The organism is Methanomassiliicoccales archaeon (assembly GCA_035527755.1).
Lineage (GTDB): Archaea > Thermoplasmatota > Thermoplasmata > Methanomassiliicoccales > UBA472 > UBA472.
On the sequence record DATKZX010000016.1, the window covers coordinates 1 to 9,630 of the forward strand.

Here is a 9,630-nt window from a genome sequence, read left to right on the forward strand (position 1 = left end):
CTGATTGCCAAGCGCCAGCTTGAACATCTGAGGCGCCGGTCGAATGAAACGCAGATCATCCTCCTTGTTCCGCAGCATCTTCATCAGTCCCAAGCTCATGGGCAATGTCAGAAGCAGAATGGCGTACAGGGGGCTGAAGTAGATGAGGGAGAAGCAGAACGAGTAAAGCACCACTAGCAGTGCGCCGACCGCTTTGACCGCTCTTTCCAATCCCAATCTCACACACCAGTCCTTCTCCCCTCCTTCCAGGTGCGCCTTATATCCGGACATCTGGTCCACGAATCGCATCAGCATGACCGTCAGACCGACGGTCAGAGCGATCAGGAACATCTCCCAGGACCATATCTGGACGATGACGTAGTATGTGAAGAAGGACATCATGAAGAAAGACATACCCACGTCCAGCTCTCCCAATCCCCGCGCCCCCAGGTTCAGAGGCGGGGCGGTGTAGAAGTAGGAGAGGAAGAACGCGACCGCTCCCAATATGATCACGAGCCAGCCGCCATGCATGATGACGGGGATGGATACCAGCAGGGCTCCCAGGGCGATGATGCCGATGATTATTCGTCCATTCCTCTCACTGACCTCTCCCTTATCGAAGGTGTTCCCCGTCCAGTATACCCTCTCGTCATAGATCTCCTTGAGGGCCACTTCCAGCTCAGGCGTGCGAAATTGGAAGCGGGAGGCATCGGTGCCGCTCTTGTGGTCAAAGTAATCATTGGAGATATTGACGAACATGGCCAGGAAGAACACGTCCAGAGGTATCAGGAACGCCAGCAGCAAATCATCGTTCACGCTCAAGGCGAAGGCGGCCCCGGTCACCGAGGCCATGACGAAGGGCAAGGTGTAGCTTATCCTCAACAGGTTCAATATCTTGCGCCAGGCCACGGTCATCTCCATTCTCTCACCATCGGGGTAAAAAGGAAAAGGGGATTTAACCGTTGCTTTAAAGATAGCCGTTCTCCCGATACCAGGCCACGGTCTCCCTCATGCCCTCTGGCAGGTCGTAATCCGGCTCGTAGCCCAGCTCCCGCCTGGCCCTGTCGATGGTGAAGGACCGATCGCTGGTGACGCTCTCCACAGTTTCCCGGCGGTAAAGAAAGTTCTTCCGGCCGATCAGGGTGTTGAATCCCTCGATAGGAAACATCATGATATTGGCCAACCTCTTCGTCAACCTCCATCGAGGCTCCGGTTGGCCGAATATACTGGCAAGGAGCCGATACACCTCTTCATAGGTGTACGGTCTGGCCTGGGAGATGATGTAGGTTCGGCCGACGGCCCCTGGGTTGTCCAATGCCAGCAGGAATCCCTTGACCACGTCCTTGACGTGCACGAACTGGATATAGTTCTTCCCCGAGCCGATGATGAACTTGGAGGCGAAGCCTTTGAACGAGGTGATGAAGTAATAGGCGACGTCGTCCACATTGCTCGGCCCGTAGATCCCTGAAGGACGCAGTATCGTCCAATCCAGTCCGGATGAGGTGACCAGATCCTCGGCCTTGACCTTGGACCTTCCGTACTCGTACTGAGGGTTCAACGGGGCGTCCTCGTTCGCAGGAGGGTGCTCCACCGGACCCATGGCCTCGGTGCTGCTGCAATACAGGAAGCGCTTGACCCCGTTCTCTTGGCAGGCCTCCAATAACCGTTGCGTGCCCTGAACGTTGATCCTATCGTACAGTTCCTTGCGGCCAGTGAAGGTATAGTAAGCGGCCAGATGGATCACCGCGTCCACACCCTTGACCGCTTCGCTCATGGATGCTGGATCGGTGAGATCGAAATTGACCTTAGGCAGGCCAAGTTCATCGATGGACCGGGTATCACTGCCTTGGCGATAGGCGCACAAAGGTGCGTGCGGCCCCTTGACCATCTCCCTTATCAAATGTCCGCCCAGAAAGCCCGTGGCCCCGGTGACCAGGACCTTCAAAGCTGCTCCCCCGGTGAGGTGTTCTTGCCACGCCAATAAACTATGCGGGTGAACAAAGAGCTCATGGGCACGCCGTCATACGGTTCCACCGCACCACGCATGAACATGTCGCCCAACGGCAGAATGCGGTGCACTCCGGCGTTCACCAATCGGTCGATGATCCCCTTCTTGGAGCTCTCGTTCACCGCCAGTCCAACGCTCTGCACCCCGTCGATGCCTCTGAAGGCAGGATGTCCCGGCAGGTCGCGCAGCAAAGCCACGGCCGAATCGGCATCCGGCACCACCACGATCTCCAGGAATCGTCTCCTGGCGAAGAGGTTGAAAGTAGGGAACTGGGCGGCCAGACCTTTCATGGAGCTCTGTCCCTTCGAAAGCACCAATGTCCAGGGGTTGGCCGGTTCCCTGGAAGAGAGGACCGTCCCCCCTTCCGTCTGTATGTACCGCCTAGCGCCCTGTAATGTGAACATTCGATCCTGGTCTAAAGGCAAGGGGAATTCCATACCCACATCGTCCAGGCGCTCTCCGGCCGTGCGCAAGAACATCTTGCCCTCTTCGAAACTGCCAATGAAGACCGCTGAGGTCGGTGAGGAGCACAGCTGCTGATCGTAAAGCACCACATCCAGTGCCAGATCGTCCGCGGCTTGCAAAGTGTCCACCCCCTCCTCGATCAGGGCCATACCAGTGAATGGACCGTTGACGAAGAAGCGCGGATGGTGCGGGTTTAGGTTCACCATGTTGGCCACGATGGTCCGGGCCGGTTCCGCCCCCCAGAAGTTGATCATGCCCATGGGCGATCTTTCCAGTGCCGCTTTCAGCGACGGGGAGTCATGGCCAAAGTAGGACACCACCAAGGCGTCCCTCATGGCCTTGGAGGCGGGACCGTCCGTTACTTCCGACAGGAGCTTGAACACCTCGGTCACCCCGTGATAGTTCGCTATGGACGGCTTCAATATGGTCAGGTTGCCAGTGACCAATGACATCACCGTTGGTATGAGCGTAGGAACGATGGAGTTGCCGGAACTGATGATCAGTACCGGACCGACCGGAACGTGGCGGAACATCTCGGTCTCGTCCATCTCTACGAAGCGGCAAAGAGCCTCCGCCCCACCCTGGACGGAAGCCTCCAGGTTCTTACGGATGTTGCTCGCCCCCAGGACCGCGGGTACGAACGACAGTTCGGTCTCCATGAGGGACGGCGAGTATCCAGTGGATGTGGCCATCTCATCTTTGAGGTGGTCCAGTTCGCCGCGGTCCAGTTTGTCCTTCCACAGCCTGGCCATCTGTTCGATGACCTGCAGTCTATCCTCGATGGGAACGGACGATAGTGCGGCCTGCACCGATGGCGCCAACCTCATCAGCTCTTCCAGGGCGGAAGGTGATATCTCCATGACCTCCTCGTTACCGCCGCTGGGTACGTTCTCCAGGGAACGATCGAAAAGCAACGGCACTAGCTTGGGGCACATGGCCCAGGCAATGGCCTTCCTGCCAATTAAATGATGCCGCTCACTGCCCTTTGGTCATCATCTCTTCCAAGGTGCCGCCGCATGCGCGTTGAAGGTCCCAACCCTCCTTGACGCTGAGTCGGCGCTTGTACACGAACTCTTTTCCGTAGTAGCGCTCAGAAGAATGCCAGGACATGATGTCCCCAGGGTAGAACACCTCTAGCCAGGATGTGGTGAAGGGGTTGAAGATGCCCAGCACTCCCTCCTTGCCCTCACCTTCCAACGGTTCGAAGGTCAATGGATCGAGAATGAACGCCTCCGACAGGGGGTGGGGCATCTTGTCCATGACACCATGACGATCGATCAGCGCCGTCAGTGTCTCCGTCATTCCCAGCACGTCCATGAAGGGGGTGCTACCCTCCCCTCCATTACGGTTCTTAGCGACGAAATGCTTCTGGGCGTTCGATACCAACAGGGGATACTCTGGCAGGTCGGCGAAGCCTTTACTGCCCCCTCCGGTGACGATTACGCCCCCTTTACCCAGGCGCACCGGTGGTGCCCCCGAGGCCATCTTGTAGGCCAGCTTCTTACCGTATCCCATATCGTCGAACTTTTGGCACATTAGGTGTACGCCCGCCGGAGCGGTGAAAAAGAGCTTCGGCTCCTTCTTGGACTTGAGGAACTTAAGGAGATTCTCCTTATTGGGCACCAGTTTCTGCCAGGGAGTTCCAGCCTGGTCCTTGTTCTCCAGGTCCATGCCGTAAAGGAGTTCGATGCCCTTCTTCTCCAAGGTCAGGTGAACGAACGCCACGAAGCTTAGCTTGTATCTGAGCTCGGGAGCGGCCATGAACAACGCTACGCCCTCTCCGTCCTTCAGCAGGTCCCCGTACACGTACTCGAAGAGGTCTGTGTTGGCCTTGAGCATGATGGCCAGATCTATCGGTGAGCGATAGACGCGCACCGGGTCCTTACCAGTGGTACCGCTGGAGGAGAATGTCTCCCCGCCCTCTTCCAGGTCCTTTATAAGAAACTTCTTCTGTCCTTCCCCGCGCAGCATGTCCGAAGGTATGGCTAGCTTGGCCACATCGTACAGCGTCGCCTTCGCCGGATCGATGTCCAATCTCTCGAACAGTTCCGCGTAGTAGGGGTTATGTCGGGCGAAGTACTGCAGGGACTCCCGGCGTAACGATTGGCGCAATGAGGCCAGGTCGTCAACGCTCATCTTGAATAGCGAGTCACCCTTGATCAGGTCCCATACCCGTTTGACGTGAGGGTCGTTAATAAGTTGGCTTTGCGCTCCGCGCTCCATGATCTCCTTGGCGTCCGTGATACACACCCTCCCGATATCCCTGGACAACGACTCTTGGCATAATATTTCTTTGGCGGTCTCGGTCAGTCCCATAAAGATCGATCGATGCGGACCAATCGTTCCAACACTGCTTTGGCCAGCAGACCTTCGATGAAATCCTCCTTCCCTTTTGTATAGGCTTCCCGGTCATGGTGGAAACGTTCGGCCAATCCCATCTTCAAGGCGGCGTACTCTCTGGTTTCGTCCCTATTGTCCACAAGTCTATCGCGGAAGAATATGTGCTTCCAGTATTCCCAGCTCCCTCTTCGCACAACATGCAGATGGTGGGTGCGGGGCATACCTTTACGGAAGAACAACCGCCCCCTTTCATCGATGGGAACATGTAGATATCCGACATCCTCCAAAATCTCCTTCACCGTTCCCAGATGCAGTATCTCGACCGAGACCATGATATCAATGATCGGTTTGGCCACTAGGCCGGAAACCGCGGTGCTTCCCACGTGATCGATCCCTCGGACCATCTCTCCCAGGGCGCTGAGCAATCGATCCCTTTCTTCGGAGAACATGCTTGTCCAATGCGGATCATGAGGCAGCAACTCGATGTCCTCCATGGCGTTCTCACCTCTCTGGTCCATGTTTTCAACGATCATCCTTTTTCAACCACCAGTCGATTTCAATACCAGTGCCCTAATCTTAGATATTGTTATATATTATGTTTATCATGAAGTAAATCCGTGTCAAACAACAACACGGGCGAGATGACATCGATTCTTTTGCCTTTGCTCAAAGTGATTGTTGTTTTGTGATCGAGGACGTACCGTTAGGGGTCGTCCTCCCGTATTGAAAAAAACGAGGGATTAGTTTATGAAAGGTTCGAAGGCTGTTCTTGAACTGCTCGAGGGGCAGGGTGTAGACGTCATGTTCGGTTATCCAGGCGGGGTCACCATTCCCATATACGACGATCTGTTGGATTCGGACATACACCACGTCCTCGTTCGTCACGAACAGTGCGCCGCCCATATGGCCGATGGATACTCCAGGTCGACCGGCAGGACCGGTGTTTGCCTGGCCACCTCTGGACCTGGCGCTACGAACCTGGTGACCGGGGTGGCTACCGCCTATGCGGATTCATCCCCTATGATGGTTCTCACTGGTCAAGTGGCCACCAGCATGATCGGTAATAATGCCTTCCAGGAGGCGGACATCTTCAGTCTGATGATGCCCATCACCAAGCATAACTATCGCGTACTGAGACCGAACGATCTGCCCGAGGCCATCAAGAGGGGCATGGCCATAGCCAACTGCGGTCGTAAGGGCCCGGTGCATATCGATCTACCAGTGGATGTGCTGAACGGTCAGATAGAGCCATCCAAGTTGAACGAGGAGTTCCCGGTTCCCCCACCTTTCGAAGACCTCTCCGCTGTGAAGGAAGCGATCAAGATACTACGCGAGGCCGAGAGACCAGTGCTGCTGGTCGGCGGCGGCGCCAGATGGGCGGACGCTTCCAACGAGGTTCAGCGTCTGGCCGAGATGCTGTTCGCACCGGTGATCACCACCATCATGGCCAAGGCCATCATACCCGAGGACCATCCTCTCTCGCTGGGAATGCTAGGCATGCATGGCAGAGAGTGCTCTCGTCGGGCGTTATTGGAGGCGGACGTGGTGTTCGCCATCGGTTCACGCTTTTCAGACCGTACCATCGGTTACGATGGTGAGATGCCCAAGGATACTAAGATCATACACCTGGACATCGATCCAATGGAAGCGGGTAAGAACCCCCGGACCAGGGTCAGGCTGGTGGGCGACGCCCGCAAGGGCCTGCAGCTCGTGATCAAGGGGTTAACCCAATCCAAAGGGGATTCGGCCTGGAGCAAAAGAGTGAAGGAGCTCTTTGACGGCTGCGTTTGCGATATCGACATAGATGAGGACCCAATAAAACCACAGAAAGCGATCTGGGAGCTACGAAAGGTGCTTGACCCTGACGCCTTCGTGGTGACGGAGGTTGGACAAAATCAGATGTGGGCCGCGCACTTCATGCGCCTGAAGCACCCCAATCAGTTCCTCACCTCGGGTGGGATGGGCACCATGGGCTTCGGCTTTCCGGCATCGCTCGGCGTGAAGTACGCGCACCGCGACAAACAGGTGGTGGACGTGGCCGGGGATGGTAGCTTCCAAATGGTTTTCCAGGAGCTGGCAACGGCCATGAGCGAGGACCTGCCGGTGGTGGTGTGTCTGCTCAACAACGGCTGGCTGGGTATGGTGAAACAATGGCAGAAGCTCCAATGGGGCAGCCGCTATAGCGGGACCGAGCTGCGCAACAATCCCGACTTCGTGAAGCTAGCCCAAGCCTTCGGCGCGGACGGCGTGACGGTCACGAGGTCCAGCGAGCTTAACGATGCTTACAAGATGGCCTTCGCCTCCGATGTGCCGTTCGTGGTGGACGTCCGCATCGACCCGGAGGAGGATATGCTCCCAATGCTGCCGGGAGGGGTCGCTAGTGACAAAGGCACCATACGCAACCGCTGCCGTTGGAACAAATGCTGATGGTGGAGTAGAACATTGTAAATATTGCGCATAAAATGCGTCAATGAATCTAACGGTGATCAAATGGCAAGGATTTATCACGAGTCAGACGCCGACCTAGGCGTCCTGAAGGGCAAGAAGGTCGCGGTCATCGGTTTCGGCAGCCAAGGCAGGGCTCAGTCCCTATGTCTGCACGATTGCGGATTGGACGTGACCGTCGGTGTGCGAAAGGACGGTAAGTCCTGGGTGGAGGCCAAGAAGAACGGGTTGAAGGTCGACACTGTGGCCGGCGCCGTCAAGGACGCGGATGTGGTCATGGTGCTCATCCCCGACGAGGTGCAGGGAGACGTCTATCACTCGGAGATACTGCCGAACCTAAAGGATGGGGCGGCATTGGATTTCGCCCATGGTTTCTCCATCACCTTCGATGTGATCGTCCCGCCCAAGACCGTGGACGTAATCATGATGGCCCCGAAGGCCCCTGGCCCCATGGTGCGGAAGGTCTTCGTCGAAGGGTTCGGCGTCCCCGCGCTCATCGCGGTGCAGCAGGACCATTCCGGTAAGGCAAAGCAGTTCGCCCTGGCATTAGCCAAGGGCATCGGGGCTACCAAGGCCGGTGTCCTGGAGACCGACTTCCGTGAGGAGGCCACCTCCGACCTGTTCGGAGAGCAGGCCGTGCTATGCGGCGGGGTAACCGCGCTCATCAACGCTGGCTTCCAGACCCTGGTCAAGAGAGGATACCAGCCGGAGATCGCTTATTTCGAATGCCTTCACGAGGTCAAGCTCATCGTGGACCTGATCTACCAGGGCGGCATGATGAACATGTGGAGAAGCGTCTCCAACACCGCCGAGTTCGGCGGGCTTACCACCAGGGACCTGGTCATCAATGACGAGAGCCGCGCGGCCATGGAGAAGATGCTGGACCGCATCTGTTCCGGTGACTTCGCCAAGGAATGGTTGGCGGACGCCAAGGCCGGCATGCCAAGGATGAAGGCCATGGAGAACGCCGAGGCCGACAGCCAGGTCGAGAAGGTGGGCAAGGAGATACGCTCCCTCTTCGAGATCAAGAAGTGACGAAACCCTTTTCACCCTTCCACCCTTTCCCTTATCGGGAGAGGGCATGGAAAGAATTTTGATGCGCACAAGGTACGAACAGTTCGAGATCGAGCTGAACGATTCTTTGACCGCTTGGAAGATATACGAGTCATTGCCGTTGGAACGAGAGATCAACGTATGGGGCGGTGAGTTCTATTTCGCCATCCCGGTGAGCGGCGAGCTGGAGAACGGGAAGAAGATCTTAGACGAGGGAGAGGTGGCCTTCTGGCCGGAAGGGGATGCCCTGTGCTTCTTCTTCGGCAAGACGCCTGTTTCCACGACCTCCAGGCCGGAGGCGTTCTCCCCGGTGAGCCCGGTGGGAAGGGTTTTGGGTGACCTCAAGGGGCTGGCCGAACTTTCCGACAAGACCATGGTCACCCTGGAAAGGGCCTAAGGATCATTCGCTGCCCACGATCTCCAGGTCGTCAAAGCGCACCGATGGTACGATGCAATTTCCGTGAACGGTCGGATCGTTTCCAACCGCGCTCACCTTCTTCAGCGCCTGGTAGAAGTTGCCAACAAGCAGGCACTGGTCGATGTGTCCCTCCACCTGGCCGTCCCGCACATATTTGGCGCTGCGCACCTCCAGGGCGAAGCCGCCAGTGACGCTGTTCACATCCGGAGCGGCCAGTTTTTCTATGACCACTCCCTCCTTCATCTCGGAGATCATGTCCTCCAGGCTGCTCCCGCCCGCCTTCCACGTCAGGTTGATGGGCAAGGTGGCACTGCCTCGGCGATAGAGGTTCAGGGCATCGGTCGGATCTCGCCTCATGCAACTGCCCGTTGCCGCCACGCCGCCCATCTGGGCGTGATAAGCGTCGTACAACAGCGTTCTCAGCACTCCCTTCTCGACCAACGGTCTTTCCCGTGTCGGGGTGCCTTCGTCATCGTACTGGCAAGATAGGGATGAGCGTGGGTCCCAAGGCCGGTCCTGCAGGTCCACCAGGGTATTGCCGACCTCCTTATCCACCAGTTCCCCCCAAGGGGAGCGGTGCCGCAGGGCGTTCTCTCCGTCCAGCGAGTAGCCGACGGAGGTCAGCAGCATCTCCGCCAGCTCTTCTGGCGGCAGTACCACTGGCACGGTCATCTTGCCCTTGAAGTGCTTGGCGCCTTGGGCGTTCAAGGCCTTGACCCGGAGCTTCCGTCCCATTTCCTCGGCATCCAGCGCGGACAGGCCGGAAGAATAGTAGCTCTCGCACCCCTCACCGGGATCTACCCCGTTGGTCATGGAGGTGAAATGGGCGTAGGCCATGGTGCCTATCTCGCGATAGGCCGCCCCGTTGGAGTTGGCCAGCGCTCTCTCGATGACCGCCACCCGAAGCTGTCCTCGGGGGATC

At 57.4% G+C, this 9,630-nt stretch carries 9 protein-coding genes; 3 read left to right on the top strand and 6 right to left on the bottom strand.

Annotated elements, in window-relative coordinates; translation table 11 throughout:
- From VMW85_06060 to VMW85_06080, 5 genes are all read right to left on the bottom strand, one after another.
- A partial coding sequence (locus VMW85_06060; protein ID HUT27593.1) for a prenyltransferase occupies window positions 1–900 on the bottom strand: 900 nt, incomplete at its 3' end.
- A 46-nt stretch (window positions 901–946) separates the two neighbouring features.
- A complete protein-coding gene (locus tag VMW85_06065; GenBank protein ID HUT27594.1) occupies window positions 947–1,924 on the bottom strand; it encodes an NAD-dependent epimerase/dehydratase family protein in 978 nt (325 codons plus the stop codon).
- Window positions 1,921–3,387: an aldehyde dehydrogenase family protein gene (locus VMW85_06070; protein ID HUT27595.1), complete on the bottom strand. Its 1,467-nt coding sequence runs from the start codon at window positions 3,385–3,387 to the stop codon at window positions 1,921–1,923. Before VMW85_06070 ends, VMW85_06065 begins: the two co-directional genes overlap by 4 nt.
- A gap of 40 nt (window positions 3,388–3,427) precedes the next feature.
- Window positions 3,428–4,768, bottom strand: coding sequence for a hypothetical protein (locus tag VMW85_06075; protein ID HUT27596.1), 1,341 nt, complete (start codon window positions 4,766–4,768; stop codon window positions 3,428–3,430).
- Window positions 4,759–5,325, bottom strand: a complete 567-nt coding sequence (locus VMW85_06080; GenBank protein HUT27597.1) for a GrpB family protein — start codon at window positions 5,323–5,325, stop codon at window positions 4,759–4,761. The genes VMW85_06075 and VMW85_06080 overlap by 10 nt, the downstream gene beginning before the upstream one ends.
- Before the next feature lie 214 nt (window positions 5,326–5,539).
- On the opposite strand from VMW85_06080, the gene ilvB reads away from it, so the two are divergent.
- The 3 genes from ilvB to VMW85_06095 all read left to right on the top strand — a co-directional run bounded on the left by ilvB (window position 5,540) and on the right by VMW85_06095 (window position 8,687).
- Window positions 5,540–7,219 carry a biosynthetic-type acetolactate synthase large subunit gene (gene ilvB / locus VMW85_06085; protein ID HUT27598.1) on the top strand — a complete coding sequence of 560 codons (1,680 nt, stop codon included), beginning with the start codon at window positions 5,540–5,542 and terminating at the stop codon, window positions 7,217–7,219.
- Between the two features lie 63 nt (window positions 7,220–7,282).
- Window positions 7,283–8,272 carry a ketol-acid reductoisomerase gene (ilvC, locus tag VMW85_06090; GenBank protein HUT27599.1) on the top strand — a complete coding sequence of 330 codons (990 nt, stop codon included), beginning with the start codon at window positions 7,283–7,285 and terminating at the stop codon, window positions 8,270–8,272.
- 46 nt (window positions 8,273–8,318) lie between these two features.
- Window positions 8,319–8,687, top strand: a complete 369-nt coding sequence (locus tag VMW85_06095) for a cyclophilin-like fold protein (protein ID HUT27600.1) — start codon at window positions 8,319–8,321, stop codon at window positions 8,685–8,687.
- A 3-nt stretch (window positions 8,688–8,690) separates the two neighbouring features.
- Here VMW85_06095 and VMW85_06100 read toward each other — a convergent pair.
- Window positions 8,691–9,630: metallopeptidase TldD-related protein (locus VMW85_06100; GenBank protein HUT27601.1), on the bottom strand; the 940-nt coding region annotated here is incomplete at its 5' end.

What these genes read in the sequence shown, in the direction of transcription:
- ilvB (HUT27598.1), top strand. Translation starts at nt 5,540, where the DNA reads ATGAAAGGTTCGAAGGCTGTTCTTGAACTGCTCGAGGGGCAGGGTGTA.
- VMW85_06080 (HUT27597.1), bottom strand. Translation starts at nt 5,325, where the DNA reads ATGATCGTTGAAAACATGGACCAGAGAGGTGAGAACGCCATGGAGGAC.
- VMW85_06070 (HUT27595.1), bottom strand. Translation starts at nt 3,387, where the DNA reads ATGTGCCCCAAGCTAGTGCCGTTGCTTTTCGATCGTTCCCTGGAGAAC.
- VMW85_06095 (HUT27600.1), top strand. Translation starts at nt 8,319, where the DNA reads ATGGAAAGAATTTTGATGCGCACAAGGTACGAACAGTTCGAGATCGAG.
- ilvC (HUT27599.1), top strand. Translation starts at nt 7,283, where the DNA reads ATGGCAAGGATTTATCACGAGTCAGACGCCGACCTAGGCGTCCTGAAG.
- VMW85_06075 (HUT27596.1), bottom strand. Translation starts at nt 4,768, where the DNA reads ATGGGACTGACCGAGACCGCCAAAGAAATATTATGCCAAGAGTCGTTG.